Below are 17,115 nucleotides of genomic sequence, written 5' to 3' on the forward strand. Positions count from 1 at the left end.
CATTCTATTGCTTTCCGAAGTCAGAGCTTGGAACTAGCCGCTCGGTAGGCAGCCATAGTGCGTGGTCCGTTCACTGTTCTAACTATCTGAACAGGCTCGCATCCAGGACGCTGTCGCTCACGTCCCAACGTCGAAAGAAAACGGCAACAACAGCATACTGACGGGCTGGTGCCCGTCAAGTCCACTGCTTAGATGTAGTCGATGCTTGGTGGCAGTTCGAGCTTCATGCCCTTGCGCTCTCGGATCTCCATAATCTTATCGCGCTGGAGGGACTGGGACATGAATTCGAAGCCGGCGTTCTCAGTGTTCCAGGAGGCACGACCTTCGGTCGCGCTACGGATGTCGGAGGCGAATCCGATCATCTCGTCGACGGGTGCGATACCCTCGACGACCATGAGGTCACCTTCCTGGTACATGTCGTCGACGCGGCCACGACGACCCTGAATCTCGCCGGAGGCGGCGCCCATGTGGTCGTTTGGTACGTCAATACGGACGTCCTGCATCGGCTCCATCATCTTGATCTGACCGACGATCAGCGACTTGTGGACGGCCTCACGCGTGGCGGGGATGACCTGTGCTGGGCCACGGTGGATGGTGTCTTCGTGGAGTCGTGCGTCGTGCAGACGGATGAGTGCACCCTGGACCGGCTCGTTGGCGAGCGGACCGTTGTCGAGGGCCTCCTCGAGTCCCTCGATGAACAGCTCCATCGTCTCGTTCAGGTGCTGGATACCCTTGGTCTGGTCGAGCAGGATGTTCGTCCCGTGGATATGCTCGACGTCCTGGGAGTCGTCTTTGTCCATGCCGGCTTCCTGGAGCGCTTCACGGCGCTCGAGTTCAGGCATGTCCATCGACGCCTCGCCCATCCGGATCGTCTCGACGATCTCCTCGTCGAGCGGCTCGGCGGAGATGTAGAAGCGGTTGTGACGGTTTGGCGAGATACCCTCGACCTCTTCGCTTACACGGTCGATTGCCTCGCGGTAGACAACGATCGGTTCACCGGTGTTGACCGGGATGCCCTGGTTCTTCTCGATACGCTGGGTGATGACCTCGAGGTGAAGCTCACCCTGTCCGGAGATCAGGTGCTCGCCGGTGTCCTCGTTGATCGTAATCTGGATCGTTGGGTCCTCTTTCGAGACCTGACGCAGCGTTTCGATGAGCTTGGGGAGGTCGTCCATCGTCTGGGCCTCCACGCTCTTCGTAATGACCGGCTCCGAGATGTGCTCGATCGACTCGAACGGCGTCATCTCGACGCTCGAGACGGTCGAACCGGCGATGGCGTCGCGCAGGCCAGTGACGGCTGCGATGTTCCCTGCGGGAACGTGGTCGACTTCCTCGCGTTCGCCACCCATGTAGATGCCGACGGACTGGACGCGGTTCTTGCCTGCGGTCCCGGAGACGTACAGCTCCTGGCCCTTCTCGAGGGAGCCCGAGAAGACACGACCGGAGGCGACTTCGCCCGCGTGGGGGTCCATCGCGATGTCGGTGACCATGAAGACGACGTCGCCGTCCTCGTCGACGAGACGCATCTCTTCGGCGAGGTCGGACTCGGCGTCACCACGCCAGATGCGTGGGACACGGCGGGGCTGTGCATCGACAGGGTTCGGGAAGTGCTCACAGACCATGTCGAGGACGACGTCCGACAGGGGCGTCCGCTCGTGGAGTTCCTGACGGTTGTCGTTGCGCTCGAGTTCCATGATTTCGCCGAAGTCCATGCCGGTGCGCTGCATCGACGGCATCGAAACGCCCCATTTGTAGAGGGCGGAACCGAAGCCGACGGTTCCGTCTTCGACGGAAACCGTCCAGTCGTCGATGTCATCCATGTCCTCGGTCATGCCACGAATGAGTTCGTTAACGTCGTGGATGACTGCGAGGAGTCGCTCCTGCATCTCTTCAGGTCCTTCCTGAAGCTCCGAGATCAGGCGGTCGACTTTGTTAATGAACAGTGTTGGCTTGACACCTTCGCGCAGTGCCTGTCGCAGCACTGTCTCCGTCTGGGGCATGGCCCCTTCGACGGCGTCGACGACGACGAGTGCGCCGTCTACAGCACGCATCGCACGCGTGACGTCGCCACCGAAGTCGACGTGGCCCGGCGTGTCGATGAGGTTGATGAGGTGGTTGGTGTCCTCGTACTCGTGGGTCATCGAAACGTTTGCTGCGTCGATGGTGATCCCACGTTCCTGCTCGTCTTCTTCCGTGTCCATCGCGAGCTGCTCTCCAGCGGTCTCGTCGGAGATCATGCCGGCGCCAGCGAGGAGGTTGTCAGAAAGGGTTGTTTTACCGTGGTCGACGTGAGCGGCGATGGCGATGTTCCGGATGTTCTCCGGTTCGCCCATCAGCCGTTCACACTCTTGGACGATCTTCTTGCGTCGGCCCATATACTCCTTGTTACCGGTAGCGGGGTCAAAAGGGTAGTGTTTCGTCCTCGAGCGAATTCGTCGATTATCCCGGTTTTTACGCCGGAATTTCCAACTTGCGTGAGTGAATGCCACGCAACAGACGACATGGACGGCCGGGCGAGTTTCGACCGACGAAATTGGGCGTAAGAGACATACACTCACAGAACTTGGTACTGATACGCATGGATCTCCGAATACGGGGCTCTGGCCCTACGTCGCCGTTTCTCAGCGCTCGAGATCTCTTCGAGACTGAGTACGAGCTGTCGTTACCCGTCTCCGTCCAGCTTCGAGACGACCCCGACGAACGGACCTGGGCCGGCCACTACGACGACCACCATGTCCTCAACATCTCGAAACAGGCCGCCTCGAGTGCCATGGCCCGCGAACTGGCTTTACACGAGTTTTCGCATATGGCCAGACACGAACAAGAACACCCGTCTCACATCCAGTCGACCGAAGAGGTCCTCTATCTCGCACTGGCTGGCAAACGCGTCGAACGACGTAAGCTCTCTCACTGTTATCAGATCGCGAATCACATGAAAGACATCTACGCCGATGATATCACGCTCGCCGTTGGTCCCGGAGAGAAACTCCTCTCGTTTCTCGAGTCGAGTCTTGCGATGGCGATCGCGGACCGCCCAGAGCTGCCCGCTCGGCCCGGTCTCGAGCGCCTTTCGACGAGTGCTGATCCGGAGATTACGGCCGTGAACGCGGCGTTTGCCCTGGCACTGGCAGAACGCCACGACCTTGTCGAGGACACTCATCGACTCTACGACCTCTCACACGCGGCTGCGATGGACGCTCCCGGTGTGGACTTCAAGGGGTTCAAACGACGGTTCCGCGAACTCGCCTGCGATCCCGATGCAAGCACCTATCGACAAATTCTCGTCGATGCCACCCGCGCGTACGTCGGTGGCGAGGGACTGGCTGCGGAGTGAGATAGCACTTGAACACTGTCAGCGTTCCGTCAGACGTAATCTCTGGGCTCAGATCGGCCCGAACACTTAACGTTTGATAGGTCCATATCTGAAACATATACTGATGGTTTCGCGAAACGCCCTGGGGGGCGAGTCGAACGAGGAGCGATTCTCCAATAGGCTCTCTCAACTGAAGCGACAGGGTGCCAGTGTCCTCGTCGTCGGCTCCGTCCGACCAGCGCAGCGTCGACATCTCTGTCGTCGACTACTCGGACAGGCGACAGCCGAATCACGCCGACGTGTTTTGGTCTCCACGACTGGAACGCGCCACGACGCCTCCGAGTTGCTCGAGGGCATATCCGGTTCCCAAGCAACGAATACGCTCATCCGGTACGCGACACAGGCTCGCGGCGCTGCTGCGAGTGCTGGGGACTCGGACACGATGGACCCCATCGCACCCTCGATCGACGACTCACCGGTTACGACCACTACGCTCGCCGAGTTGGGGATCGAAATCTCGAATGCAATTGAAACGTTCGACGGCGAGTCGAACGGGCTTGCACCCGCAGAACTCCGTGTTGGCGTCGAATCGCTGGTGCCGCTGCTCGAGGAGTACGGCACCGAACAGGTCTTCAAATTCCTCCATCTGACTAATGGTCGGGCCAAAACTGTTGACGGGATGATCCACTATCATCTCTCGATGGACAGCGACTCGGACACCGCATCAGTACTGGCACCGCTGTTTGACATCATCATTGAGCTGCGAGAGCAAAACGGCGTCCCCCAGGAACGCTGGTCGATCGCCGACGGTGAACTCCACTCCGGCTGGGTTTCCGTCTCCCAGTCGTAACCGCCACCTGCCCACTCGAGTGACCACTCGTGTTCTGTCTCCTGATCACACCACGACCCTCTCCATTCCATGAACCCAACATTCGAGCCAACTGACGACGGTCTGGAGGTCATCGATTCGATCGAACGCCATCGGTATCGGCTCACGACACACGATCCGGTTTCGCTCGAGGTAGTGAGTACAGACCGGCTCCAGTATCCCGTAGACGCTGCCGTCGAGATTACAACAGCGATGCTTACGCTGCCGACGAGTAACACCGTCTACGTTCGCGACCGAGACGGATCGATGGTCGCCGAAGTTCGTCCGAGTGAACAAGCGTCACTGCCACGAGAGCAGTATATCCTCGATCTGTCCGGCCCACTGAAGCTGTATGCCCGTCTCGAAAGTTCGGTGCAGATTTACTCTGATACGGACCAGACCTACGTCTCTCTCGATGGATCGACGGCCGTGAGTCTCGGTGCTCGCTCCTATCATCGGCGTCCAGCAGGAACGATTACGACGACCTCGAACCCGACCGACATGATGCGAGCGGTTTCGACGTTCGGATCCGCACTGAAAACGACGACACCTGAACGGTCGTATCCGACACTCCGTGGCCACCCACCAAAAATAGAACTCGGTGATGAGTTGCATATCCCATCGCAGTTTACCGCTCCAGAAACCGGTGTGCGGATCGAAATTCCGAACACGACCCGCCACGTGTTCGTCGTTGCACCGCTGGCGTACTATCTCGGCGCCGACGTTGTGCCCGGATCCACACCACGGCTCGTTACCGAGAGCGGTTTTACGTATTCCCTCGGTTGTGGGGCCGATTTTGCTGACACTGTCGAGCGTGTACTCAAACACGTTTTTTTCCTCGATTGCATCGTCCGTACCGAGGGCACAACACCACTCCCCTTACACGAGCGAGACGCGATTGAACCAGCCCTTGCGTTCAACATCGAGACCGTATACGACCAGCCCTTATCCGCACAACTCGAGACGTATCTCACCGACGTCTCGTTTGAGACTGTCGACCGACACCTTCCAGATTGGAGTCTCGAGACGCGACTCCAGCCGGATCCAGAACGCGTTGAATTTCTCCCGTTCGTCGCGAACAGCCTCTCGAGTATCCGTGTCCAAGACGAGCCACAGCCGCCAACGGACACACAGCCCACGGTCTCGACACAGGCAATCGAAGAGTTCGTCAGAGGGGATTTCACCCGGAGCAACAGTCCAGTCCGTGACGCAGAGCTGACGACAACGTCGAACGAGGGCACGTCAATCCCGACAATAGAACAACGCTGGAACAGCAGTGGGTCAACACAGATTATCAGCAACGCGCCACTGTCTGCGTTTCACAACAGTATCGGCCGACAGCCGAAAGCAGATCCGATCGAAATCGACGTCGTCTGCAACGATGCAGCGATGCGAGACGAACTCGAGACCGTAGACGGCGTCTATGGAACTCGAGCGGAACTTCCATTCGACGTGACGGTCCACTACGAACTCTCGACGGACGAACTCGAATTCGTCTTGGAGTCCGACACTGACTTCCTCCACTTTATTGGCCACATCGATGACGGCGGGATGCAGTGTTCGGATGGCACAGTCGATGCATCGCTGCTCGAGACATCCGGTGCAAAGGCGTTTCTACTCAACGGCTGTCAGTCGCATGATCAGGGACTCCACCTCATCGATGCTGGCAGCATCGGCGGCATCGTGACCCACGACGACGTTGTGAACACTGGGGCAGTGAGCGTCGGAAGTACGATCGCACGATTGTTGAACCGAGGGTACCCGCTGTACGCTGCGGTGGAGATCGCACGGAAAAAAAGTGTCGTAGGCGAGCAGTATCATATTGTTGGCGATGGATCAATCGCAATCGCACAATCGAAGAAAGGACTCCCCAACATCTGCTTCATGAACGACGACGGATCTCAATTCAAGGTTGAGATGAAATCGTATACGACCACTGGGACCGGTGTGGGTGTGGTGTTCACTCCGCAGATTGAGGAGGTCGAACTGTATTATATAGCTCCGAGAAAGACGGATCCAATCAAAATCTCGGGAATGCAACTACAGGATTTTATCGGGCTGGATACGTTTCCAATAATACTGAACGGTCGTGTAACGTGGAGCAATGAACTCGGTGATGAACTTGCTCTCAACTAGTCTACCTAGGGTCCAAAAAAGGCGTTATTGTTTGCTGCGACAGTACCAACTTGCGACAGCACTAGCAGGATGGTAAACAGCACGCCAATCATTCGTGGGTGATTCTTCAGGTATTGGGTCAGGTCCGTCATGGTACATTGTAGACGTCTCGGTGCGTTGTTATAAATTTATTTTAATATAACATATAATTAAGAAATAGGAGTATGGAGGAAATAATTTGTTCAAAAGTTTAGAAGGGCTGGTGCTCTCACGTGACCGCGCAACCGCCGAAAAACAGCGCTTGAACCTGCATCTACTCATCGAGTAGCTGCCGGAGTGATTGATCGAATTCGTCACTCGAGAGTTCGTCACGAATCGCGGCCGCGCGTTTCCGTGACTCATAGTGGTTACAGATGACCGACTGATACCGATCAGCAGTGTCGACACCGGCTTGGAGTTCACTCTCGAGGAGCGCACGCTCAGTCGAGAGTCTAAAAAATTCGTCCATCGCTTCCTCATAGGCACCTTGTAAGAGCAACCGTTCGACCGTCAACTGCAGCGTCTCATCCGAGTATGGGGCGGCGAGGAGTTCGTCAGCACCACGGTTGACGGGGTCATCTTCGGGGACGTCTTCCGAGAGGACGAGAACCTGTGTGTCCGGGGTGTTCTGTTGAAACGCATCGAGGATCCCGCGAGCGTCAGGCGTCTCGAGCCCCCAGTCGAGAAGGAGGAGATCGTATTCGTCGTTGATCTGGTCGAGAATAGATCGATTGAAATTGGCGCTGTGGACGTCTACAGCGACTCGAGACCGGTCGGTGTCCACCTCGGCCAGAGAGAGTGTAGGATGGACAACAAATAGTTGGAATGGAGAGTCCTGCAACACAGCTCGTACTAGTATCCTCTGGTAGATACTATTAAATGTGGTCGGGAGCGGACGGAACATTACAACGCATACACATATATCGTGAAACGAGTGGACGACATTCCCAATTGGCCATAACGTATATTTTTCTCTATACAGAAATCTCACATAAGTGTTAGCGCTGACAACCACGAATCGTTTGTCATCTTTTCTCTGTCGATGAAACCAAAATTCAAATCGACTTCAGACGGATTAGCGATTGTCGATCCAATCGAGCGCAAGCAGTACCAAATCGAGACAAACACGTCAGTCACGCCGACATCGGTTTCTGACGATTGCATACCGTACCCGATGGACACAACTGTGGAAATTTTGACTGACGGTTTCAGAGTGTTGAGTGATAATAGTATCCACATTCGAGATCCAAATGGAATCCTTATCACCGAACTCAGGGCAGACGAAAAGGTGAGTCTTCCAAAGTCAGAATATATTCTTGATATCTCTGGCCCTTTGAAAGTGTATGTCGTCGTCGAAAGCACAGTCCATGTCCACGAAGGTGTTGGGCAAGCTGAAATATCGTTTGGAGAACTAACTCCAGCAGTGATAAGTGCGCGATCGTATCACACATCACCGGCAGCGACGATCACAACGACCACAGAGCCAACCGATGTGATGCAAGCAGTTTCGATGTTCGGGTCCGCACTGAAAACAACAACGCCTGAGCGATCGTACCCAACACTTCGTGGCCATCCACCAGCTGTCGAGTTAGGTGCTGATGTAACGATTCCTGATGAGTTATCACGACCACAGACAGGTGTCCGGATCGAGATTCCACCGACACTCCGCCACACGTTCGTCGTCGCACCACTTGCGTACTATCTCGCAGCAGCGGTCGTTCCGGGGTCGACGCCACGACTCGTCACGGAAGCCGGCTACTCCTATCCACTCGAGGGAGAACACGGGTTTGAACGGACAGTCAAGCAGGTGTTCAAGCAAATTTTCTTGCTCGATTGCATCGTTCGAACTGAGGGGGAGACACCACTGCCGCTGTACGAACGGCAAGCAGTCGAACCGGCTCTCGAGTTTGACATCGAAGATGTCTATGAACAACCGCTAGCCGAACAGCTCGAGACCTATCTGGCGGTTCCGTTCGAAACGATACAGGCACACCTTCCTGAATGGCAGTTTGAAGTTCATCTCAATCCACTTGCGCCAGATTCTCTTGAGTTACTGCCGTTTCTTATGAACCGTCTCTCAATAGTCAAAACAGATACTGCTGCGAGCAGATCGGCTCGAACCGCTACAAGGACGTCTGCTTCGGTCTCCCCGCTACTTCGGCAGTCTTGGGAAGATGGGCGAACTGAAATAACAGGGACAGGAACGTTGTCAGCGTTCCAAAATAATATCACTCAATCACCGCGAGACGGACCGCTTGAGATCGAAGTCGTCTGTAACGACTCGGAGATGAGTAAAGAGCTTGTGACGGTCCATTGTGCCTATCAGAATCGGAATGATCTTCCACTTGATGTTACCGTTCATTATGATCTTACGACGGATGAACTCGAGGAGGTCCTTTCTCGAGAAAGCGACTTCGTTCATTATATTGGCCATATCGATACCGATGGGTTTCGGTGTTCAGATGGAACGATCAGTGCATCACGGATCGAAACGGTTGGCACAAAAGCGTTCATTCTGAACGCGTGCCGTTCCCATGAACAGGGACTGCATCTCATCGAAGCAGGTGCGATCGGCGGGATCGTCACCTTCAGCGAGATAGAAAACAGCACCGCAGTCGATGCGGGACGTACAATTGCTCGTCTCTTGAACTTTGGACTACCGCTCTATGGGGCATTACACGTTCTTCAAAAGAGAGGAGATGGCGAGCAACAGTATCATATCGTCGGTGACGGGGCGCTGACGGTCGTTCAGACAAGCCAGGGATCGCCGATGGCAGGTACAATCAGTCACGGAGAGGACGGGAACGATATGATTGTAGATTCATATCTATCACCGTCCAAAGATATGGGTAGCGTATATAATATGGCCACAAAAATATCTGAATCATACCATTTAGTGTCTGGAAAAGTGAGCTTACAGTCAGAGTCAACAGCCGACTTCGTGGAACTCCTCAATACTGAGTCGTTCCCTGTGTTATTTGACGGCGAACTCCGTTGGAGTACCGACATCAAGACACATGAACTGTAGCTCGTCGGGTGAAAGTGGAGCACTGCCGCTCTCGAGGTAAGAAAACAAAAGGAAACCGAGAGCTTAGCGTGCAGCTGCCGCGACGCGCTCTTTCTCTTCTTTCTGACTGACCGCGTAGGTCTGGACGTCGTAGTTGGCCGCGCCGATAAGCTGGCTGGCGATGGCCTCTGCGACGGGCGTCGGGGTCTTGAACGAGTCGTTGTAGACGCCTTCGGCGAGGAACTTCAGGGCCTGGTCGACACGACGCTGGGGTGCGACGTCGACGGCCTTGGGGACCGAGATGCCACCGTATTTGAGGCGGACGGTCTCCTCGCGTGGGGCTGCGTTCTCGACGGCGGTGACGAGCACCTGAATCGGGTTCTCGTCAGTGCGCTCGTGGATGAGTTCGAACGCATCACGCACGTGATTGAGCGTCTGCTGTTTCTTGCCCGTGTTCTCTTCGGTCTGCATCAAGCGGTTGATGAAGCGCTCGACGATCGAGATCTGGGATTTCTTGAACTGCTTGCTGGCGTGGCGGCCGGCCGTGTGAGCGACTGGCGTCACCGAAATGTAGCGTTCGGTGGACGGATCGTTGTATGCGATTTCGTCGATTTCCCACGTGCCGAACAGCTTTGCGCCGACGTCTGCGCCACCTGCAGGGGCGTCTGGGTCGGGTTGGTCTTCTGCAGCCATGATTATCGCACCGGTTTCTCTGCGTTGCCACGAACCAGTTCTTTCAGTGCAACACCGTTGACCTTGTCAACCTTGTAGTTGACACCGGAGAGGTCACCCATCGCACGACCCTTCGCCCCACCGATACCAGCGATGGTGACTTCGTCGTGTTCGTCGATGAAGCTGATTGCGCCGTCACCGGGACAGAACGCGGTGACCTGTTTGCCGTTTTTGATCAGCTGGACTCGGACACACTTTCGGATTGCCGAGTTGGGCTGTTTTGCCTCGATGCCGACCTTTTCCAGTACAATACCTCGAGCCTGCGGCGCACCCTCGAGTGGGTCGGACTTCTCGCGAAGTCCACGGGCGCGGCGCGCGTAGTCAGAGTCGGACCACCGCTGATTCTGGCGGTCCTTCTTGAGCTTGCGCGCGGCATACTTGCCGTTTGCCATAGTATCCATCGCTATCCGACGAAGGCACTTAAGCATCCCTGTTTCGAGTCGCCGTTACGCCACGAGAGTCCTCGAGGCACCCCGCTCGCCGAATCTGAGCGCGTTTCGCTGCTCGAGTTACGGACTGAGAACGGCGCAGCGCATCTCGGCGGGCATGAGGGAGCCCAACTGAGCGAGTTGCGGAAATGACAGTCCTGTGGAACAACGCCGCTGTCCGGACGGTGTCTCGAGTCGTCTGTGGTGCTCAAAAAACGGTGTCGCCAGCGATCAGAGCAGCTGTACGTCGTCGATCCCGAAGTGGCGATCCACGAGCGTTCGTGCAGCCTCGATCGTCCGGCCGTTTGTCCCGATTGCGACGCCACGGTCGGCGTCGGCGACTTCGACGTAGGCGACGGTATCGTCGTTTTCGCTGATCGTGACGTTGTACACTGCCGCTGGGGCGAGCGTGTTCGCGACGAACTCCTCTGGGTCGTCGGCGTCTTCGACGAGCCTGACGGGGTGGCCGACACGGTCCTCGTATCGTTTGACGGTTCGTCCGCCCGGACCGATAGCTTCGCTCATCCGCCCGCTCGAGACGACGATGAGGAGTCGTTCGTCATCTGCATCGGCCGTGGTGACGAGACAGTCCTGTCCATCCACGCCCGTTGTATCCTCGAATGCGGCGAGATACTGACGGGCGTCGTCGTCGAGGGTAACACCCATCGATCAGTCGGCTTGGCCGCCGGAGCCGGTGCTTGTCGATCCCATCCGCAGATCGACGTCACCGGTGCCGAGCTTGATCGGTTTGCCGACGATGACGTTCTCCGTGACGCCGTCGAGTTCGTCGACTTCGCCGTGGATTGCGGCGTTGAGCAGGTGGTTGACCGTCACTTCGAACGCTGCGCGAGCCAACACCGAGTCTTTCGAACCCGAGATACCGTGGCGACCGATCGATTCGATCTCGCCGCGGTTGGTCATCATGTCGGCGACGAGCATCAGGTGACGAACGTTAACGTCGTCAAGTCCCTGCTCTGCGAGCGTGTTGTTCGTCTCCTCGATGATCGTCTCACGGGCAGCCTCGATACCGAGGTTGCGGTGGATCTCGTGGATGTTGTTACACGTCGTTCGCGAGGCGTCGACACCCTCGATCTCGAGGGCGTCACCAAACGCCGACCCCTCGGTGTAGAGGACGAACTCCTCGCCGTCCTCGAGTTCCTCGCGTCGGATGACGACACGAGAGATCTCTTCGATGCCTTTGAACGTGATCTCACGCAGCTCTTCGACGAGCTGGAGCAGGTCACGGTAGGACGGCTCTTCGGGGCCGAACTGAATCTGGGTGCCCTGCTGGATCGTGCTGACGCCGAGGTTGTCCTCGATGATCGAGGCGACCTCTTCGGGCGTGATCATACGCTCTTTGAGCGTGTCCTCGTTGAGCGAGATCTGGACTCGCATATCCGCGACGTTCGTCGAGACGTCACCCAGCGCGAGGATCTTCGTCGCCTCGATGTTCCAGACGACCTCGTGGGCCTTCTCGCGTTCGGTCGCGTACTCGTCTTCGAGATAGACGGTCATCATCGGCGTGTCAGGGGTCTTCCGTGCGTCGACCAGTTCGATCAGTCGCGGCAGCCCCTGGGTCACGTCGATCTCTGCGACACCGGCGTAGTGGAACGTGTTCATCGTCAGCTGCGTTCCGGGTTCGCCGATCGACTGGGCGGAGACGGTCCCGACAGGGTCGAGTGGGTCGACTCGAGTATCGAGATATCGGGCTTCAACGGCTCTTGCGACGTCGTCTGCGTCCTCGACGGTGGCGTCACCGCGTTTCTCGAGTGTCTCGTAGACGTTGTCCTTGAGACGACGGGGGAGGTCGGTGTCTTCGACGACGGCGATCATGTCGTCGGTGACGTCGTAGTCGACCTCAGTCATCGGAGGTCACCTCCGTTCGGTCGACAACGCGGCTATCCGCATGCTCGGAGAGGTTCGTCGGCTCCGGTTTCCGGCTGAAGAACGCCTCCTTCTCCTCTTCGGAGTCGAACTCCTCGTCGAGAACCTTCGTGGCGATTTCGTCGACGTCGATGTCGTTGTCCGCGCTGGAGGACACCTTGACTGGCGAGGTACCGTCCTCACCGAACTCGAACTGGACGATGGTGTCCGAGGTGTCTCGGACGGTGCCGTCGTACTGGGTTTCGAGTTCCGAGAGGGCGTTAATCAGCCGACGCTGGAGGTATCCGGACTTGGAGGTTCGGACTGCCGTGTCGACCAGTCCTTCCCGGCCACCCATCGCGTGGAAGAAGAACTCCCGTGGGGTCAGCCCGCTCGTATAGGAGTTCTCGACGAAGCCGTGGGCTTCTGCCGAGAGGTCGTTTGGCTCGTAGTGGCTGAGGGTGCGGTCCTCGTAGCCACGGTTGATTCGCTCGCCTCGAACTGCCTGCTGGCCGACGGCGCCGGCCATCTGGGTCAGGTTGAGCATCGACCCACGGGCACCGGAGTTTGCCATGACGACGGCCGGGTTGTCGTCTTCGAAGTGCTCGTCGGCGATGTTCCCGGCGTTGTCACGCGCACGCGAGAGCGTCTGCATGATCTTCATCTCGAGGGTCTCGTCGATCGTCCGGCCTGGTAGGGACTCGAGTTCGCCCCGTTCGTAGGCCTCGATGAGTTCCTCGACGCGGTCGTTGGCGTCGTCGATCGTCTCGTCGATGCGGTCTTGGGCTTCTTTTGGAATCGTCTCGTCGTCGATCCCGATCGAGAACCCGAAGTGCATGATCGCACGCATCGCCAGCGTCGAGAGCTCGTTGACGAAGATCCGGGCACGCGTGTTGCCGTAGACCTTCGTGATCGTGTCGACGATCTCGCCGCCGAACTCGCCGACCTCGTCTTCGGCGATGGTTCCCTCGAGGAGCTGTCCGTCTTCGATGATGACGTCTTCGCCGATCGTCCCAGTGAAATTGAGGTTGAGGTCGTCGGGAAGCAGTTCGGAGAAGACGGCGTAGCCGGTCCAGAACGGCTTGCCTTCGTCGTCGATCCCGCTTGGCTCGGGCAGTTCGTCGATCCGCGTCGCACGGAGCAGGTCGAGTGCCTGGGTTTCGTTGAACCGTGGGTTGTCGTGGGTAAGCAGGTACGTTCCGGAGATGTGGTCCTGGATCGCACCGATGATGTTCTCACCGAATCGCGGCGAGAGCATCTGTTCTTGGACACGCATGAGCACGCGCGCCTCGGCGCGAGCCTCCTCGTTTTGGAGGGCGTGCATGTTCATCTCGTCGCCGTCGAAGTCGGCGTTGTACGGCGGACAGACAACCGTGTTGAGTCGGAACGTCTTGTACGGCATGACCACGACCTCGTGGGCCATGATCGACATCCGGTGGAGCGACGGCTGCCGGTTGAAGATGATGATGTCGCCGTCGATGAGGTGGCGGTTGACCTCCCAGCCGGCCTCGACTTTCTCGGCGAGCTGTTCGCAGTTCTTCTCGGTGACTTTGAGTCGACGACCGTCCGGTCGGCGAACGTAGTTTGCGCCAGGATGGCCCTCTGGGCCGTTGGAGACGAATCGCCGAGCCTCCTCGAGATTGCGCTCGGTGACGTTCATCGTCTGGGTCATCTCCTTTGCGACCCGATCCGGAACCCCAACCTCGTTCAGACTCAGCGTTGGGTCAGGTGAGATAACGGTTCGGGCGGAGAAGTTGACACGCTTCCCGGACAGCGAGCCACGGAACCGTCCCTCTTTGCCCTTCAGGCGCTGAGAGAGTGTCTTGAGCGGCCGTCCCGAGCGGTGACGAGCGGGCGGCGTCCCCGAAATCTCGTTGTCCATGAACGTGGTGACGTGGTACTGGAGCAGTTCCCAGAGGTCCTCGATGATCAGCTGTGGGGCACCGGCTTCACGGTTCTCCATGAACCGCTGGTTGATCCGGATGATGTCCACGAGTTTGTGGGTAAGGTCGTCTTCGGAGCGCTGGCCGTTATCGAGCGTGATCGACGGCCGTGTCGTCACGGGTGGAACCGGCAACACGGTCAGAATCATCCACTCGGGACGCGAGCGCTCGGAATTGATACCCAGGACTTCGATGTCCTCGTCGGGAATCGCTTCGAACCAGTCCCGAATATCGGAGGGCATCAGCTTGTTGGTGTCCTCTTCCGTGAGGTCGATGTCGAGGGCTTTCTCGATCGATTTGCGCTGACTCTCTCGCGGGCGGAACGAACCTGAGAGAATCTCGTTGATTCGGGTGAGATCGATATCGGTCTCGTCGGCAAGTTCGTCTGGCGACATCCGTTTGCCGTCTTCGCCGCCCTGCATCGCCGCGGCGATGCGCTGGGAGTACTCGCTGGTCAGCACCTGCTGGACCTCGTAGTACGTCGTCGGCTTTTCGTGGTCGATGTCGTACTGGACCTCGCCACAGTGCGGACATCGGTCTTTCTTTCTTGCCTGCCGAATCGCCGCTTTCAACACGTCCTGTGGGTCACGGCTGAGGCGTTTCGCTTCCGCAAGCCGTTCGCGGAACTCCTCTTTTTCGTCTTCGGTGAGCAACAGCCGTGAACACTCCCGGCACGTGCCACGCAGCAGTCGACGGATGAGCTTCGTAAAGCCGACGTGAATGACCGGCGCAGCGAGTTCGATGTGTCCGAAGTGGCCCGGACACGATCCAGAGTGTTGTCCACAGGTCGGACACTCGAGACCGGGGTCGATGACGCCCAGACGCGTGTCCATAAGCCCCATATCGATGGGGAAACCGTCGTCGTCGTAGGTGTCCGCCGTAATGACCTTCGTGACCGAGAGGTCCCGATACGTCTCCGGGTCCATGAGCCCGAACTGGATCTCGTCGAGTTCTTTTGGTGTTTGGATTGACATGTTAAACTGCGTCCTTGAGGTTGAGCCGTGGTCGAATGCCGAGTGCCATCATCTCGTCTAGCAACAGTTTGAACGCGTAACTGATTTCGACGCGGTGGATGTCGCTTTCGTCACCGGTGAGCTGGTCGTAGACACGACGTTGATTGACGTCTTGAACCGCGATCATGCCGGTTTCCGCGGAGATGTACACCTCCTCGCGGTCGGATTCGTCGACCAGTCGTTCTTTGAGCGTCATGGCCGCACCGTGGCCGATGAACACGTCCCGTTCCATCTCCCCGATACGGAGACCACCCTCGCGGGCGCGCCCCTCCGTTGGCTGGCGGGTCAGCACCTGCACCGGCCCGCGCGAACGGGCGTGCAGTTTGTTCGAGACCATGTGGTAGAGCTTCTGGTAGAAAATGATTCCAACGAAGATCTCGGCCTCAATCTTCTCCCCGGTGACACCGGAGTACATGACCTCTTTGCCCGCGGAGTCGAAGCCGGCGTCCTCCAGACCGCCTCGAAGCTCGGATTCGTCTTCACCGAGGAACGGTGTCCCGTCGACGCGACGGCCTTCCATCGCACCGAGTTTGCCGCCGATCATCTCGAGGATGTGTCCGACGGTCATCCGCGACGGCAGCGCGTGTGGGTTGAGGACGAGGTCGGGAACGACGCCATCCTGCGTGAACGGCATGTCCTCCTGTGGAGCGAGGTGGCCGACAACCCCCTTCTGGCCGTGGCGACTCGCGAACTTGTCCCCGAGTTCCGGGATTCGCTCGTCACGCACCGAGACCTTCGAGAGCTTCGAGCCGTCCTCGCCTTCCATCAGCGTGACCGTGTCGACGACGCCGGATTCGCCCGAGCGCATCGTCACCGACGTCTCGCGACGTTTCTGTGGCGAGAGGCCACCCATGTCGTCGGGTTCTTCCAGGAACCGTGGCGGGGAGGTCTTCCCGAGCAAGACGGAGTTCTCGTCGACTCGCGTCTCGGGGTTGACCAGCCCGTCTTCGTCCAGGTGGGCGTAGGCTTCCTCGCCGCGTGCACCACGAACGTCCTGGCTTGGGATTTCGAAGCGGTCTTCCTGTCCACCGGGGTAGCGTCGCTCCTCGCCCTCGTAGGTTCGGAAGAAGTGCGAGCGAGCGAGTGCACGCTCGACGCTGGCTTTGTTCATGACCAGCGCGTCCTCGATGTTGAACCCTTCATAGCTCATCACGGCGACGACGAAGTTCTGTGCGGCAGGCCGCTCGTCGAAGCCGATCTGTTCAGTCGTCTGGGTCTTGACCATCGAGAGCTGCGGATAGTGCAGCAGGTGCTGGCGCGTGTCCGGCCGGATGCGGTAGTTTGCACTCGGCAGTCCGAGCGACTGTTTGACCATCCCGGCACCCATCGTAATACGCGGACTCGCGTTGTGCTCTGGGTACGGAATCATCCCCGCACCGATCCCGAAAATCAGGGAAGGATCGATCTCGAGGTGCGTGTGTTTTTCCGTGACGTCGTCCTCGTCGACGGCGACGTAGATGTCCTCTTCTTCCTCGGCGTCGATAAACTCGATATAGCCGTGATCGACGAGGTCCTCGAACTCGAGGTCTCCCTGCTGAAGCGCCTCGACCTCCTGGTCGGTAATCCGGGGCTCGCCGTCCTCGACGACCAGCAGTGGTCGACGTGCACGACCGGCGTCGGCGTTGACGATCACTTCGCGGGTACGCTCTTTGACCGAGACGTTGACCATCTCGCTGACGTCCCCGATGCGTCGTGCTTCGCGAATCTGTTCGGCTAGCTCGTGCGGGTCGGGATGTGTCCCCACCAGCGACCCGTTGACGTATACCTTGGCTTCTCGTTGTTGGCTGCTCATTG

At 58.0% G+C, this 17,115-nt stretch carries 13 protein-coding genes; 4 read left to right on the forward strand and 9 right to left on the reverse strand.

Going from position 1 to position 17,115, the window contains the following annotated elements:
* Positions 1-188: 188 nt before the first annotated feature.
* Positions 189-2,375, reverse strand: coding sequence for an elongation factor EF-2 (locus DV706_RS07705; protein ID WP_006065194.1), 2,187 nt, complete (start codon positions 2,373-2,375; stop codon positions 189-191).
* A gap of 203 nt (positions 2,376-2,578) precedes the next feature.
* Between DV706_RS07705 and DV706_RS07710 the strand changes: the two genes are divergently transcribed.
* The 3 genes from DV706_RS07710 to DV706_RS07720 all read left to right on the forward strand — a co-directional run bounded on the left by DV706_RS07710 (position 2,579) and on the right by DV706_RS07720 (position 6,317).
* Positions 2,579-3,334 carry a DUF5781 family protein gene (locus DV706_RS07710; protein ID WP_006065193.1) on the forward strand — a complete coding sequence of 252 codons (756 nt, stop codon included), beginning with the start codon at positions 2,579-2,581 and terminating at the stop codon, positions 3,332-3,334.
* 103 nt (positions 3,335-3,437) lie between these two features.
* Positions 3,438-4,163, forward strand: a complete 726-nt coding sequence (locus DV706_RS07715) for a DUF7504 family protein (RefSeq protein ID WP_006065192.1) — start codon at positions 3,438-3,440, stop codon at positions 4,161-4,163.
* Between the two features lie 69 nt (positions 4,164-4,232).
* A complete protein-coding gene (locus DV706_RS07720) occupies positions 4,233-6,317 on the forward strand; it encodes a hypothetical protein (protein WP_136350836.1) in 2,085 nt (694 codons plus the stop codon).
* Between the two features lie 5 nt (positions 6,318-6,322).
* Here the strand turns inward: DV706_RS07720 and DV706_RS22555 are convergent, their stop codons facing one another.
* Both DV706_RS22555 and DV706_RS07725 read right to left on the reverse strand, forming a co-directional pair.
* A complete protein-coding gene (locus tag DV706_RS22555) occupies positions 6,323-6,448 on the reverse strand; it encodes a DUF7503 family protein (RefSeq protein ID WP_449406811.1) in 126 nt (41 codons plus the stop codon).
* Positions 6,449-6,609: 161 nt separating this feature from the next.
* Positions 6,610-7,119, reverse strand: coding sequence for a HalX domain-containing protein (locus DV706_RS07725; RefSeq protein WP_006065191.1), 510 nt, complete (start codon positions 7,117-7,119; stop codon positions 6,610-6,612).
* 258 nt (positions 7,120-7,377) lie between these two features.
* Here DV706_RS07725 and DV706_RS22030 point away from each other — a divergent pair, with 258 nt between their 5' ends.
* Positions 7,378-9,363 carry a hypothetical protein gene (locus DV706_RS22030; protein ID WP_049889680.1) on the forward strand — a complete coding sequence of 662 codons (1,986 nt, stop codon included), beginning with the start codon at positions 7,378-7,380 and terminating at the stop codon, positions 9,361-9,363.
* Positions 9,364-9,426: 63 nt separating this feature from the next.
* On the opposite strand, the gene DV706_RS07735 is transcribed toward DV706_RS22030, so the two are convergent.
* From DV706_RS07735 to rpoB, 6 genes are all read right to left on the reverse strand, one after another.
* Positions 9,427-10,035: a 30S ribosomal protein S7 gene (locus DV706_RS07735; protein WP_006065189.1), complete on the reverse strand. Its 609-nt coding sequence runs from the start codon at positions 10,033-10,035 to the stop codon at positions 9,427-9,429.
* A 2-nt stretch (positions 10,036-10,037) separates the two neighbouring features.
* Positions 10,038-10,466, reverse strand: a complete 429-nt coding sequence (locus DV706_RS07740; protein ID WP_004267302.1) for a 30S ribosomal protein S12 — start codon at positions 10,464-10,466, stop codon at positions 10,038-10,040.
* 267 nt (positions 10,467-10,733) lie between these two features.
* Positions 10,734-11,168, reverse strand: a complete 435-nt coding sequence (locus tag DV706_RS07745; protein ID WP_006065188.1) for a NusA-like transcription termination signal-binding factor — start codon at positions 11,166-11,168, stop codon at positions 10,734-10,736.
* 3 nt (positions 11,169-11,171) lie between these two features.
* Positions 11,172-12,368, reverse strand: coding sequence for a DNA-directed RNA polymerase subunit A'' (rpoA2, locus tag DV706_RS07750; protein ID WP_006065187.1), 1,197 nt, complete (start codon positions 12,366-12,368; stop codon positions 11,172-11,174).
* Positions 12,361-15,282 (reverse strand): DNA-directed RNA polymerase subunit A', encoded by a 2,922-nt coding sequence (locus DV706_RS07755; RefSeq protein ID WP_006065186.1) that lies wholly within the window; start codon positions 15,280-15,282, stop codon positions 12,361-12,363. The genes rpoA2 and DV706_RS07755 overlap by 8 nt, the downstream gene beginning before the upstream one ends.
* A gap of 1 nt (position 15,283) precedes the next feature.
* Complete coding sequence (rpoB, locus tag DV706_RS07760) at positions 15,284-17,113, reverse strand: DNA-directed RNA polymerase subunit B (protein ID WP_006065185.1); 1,830 nt, start codon at positions 17,111-17,113, stop codon at positions 15,284-15,286.
* Between the last annotated feature and the right edge of the window lie 2 nt (positions 17,114-17,115).

This window comes from Natronorubrum bangense, assembly GCF_004799645.1.
GTDB classification, from domain to species: domain Archaea; phylum Halobacteriota; class Halobacteria; order Halobacteriales; family Natrialbaceae; genus Natronorubrum; species Natronorubrum bangense.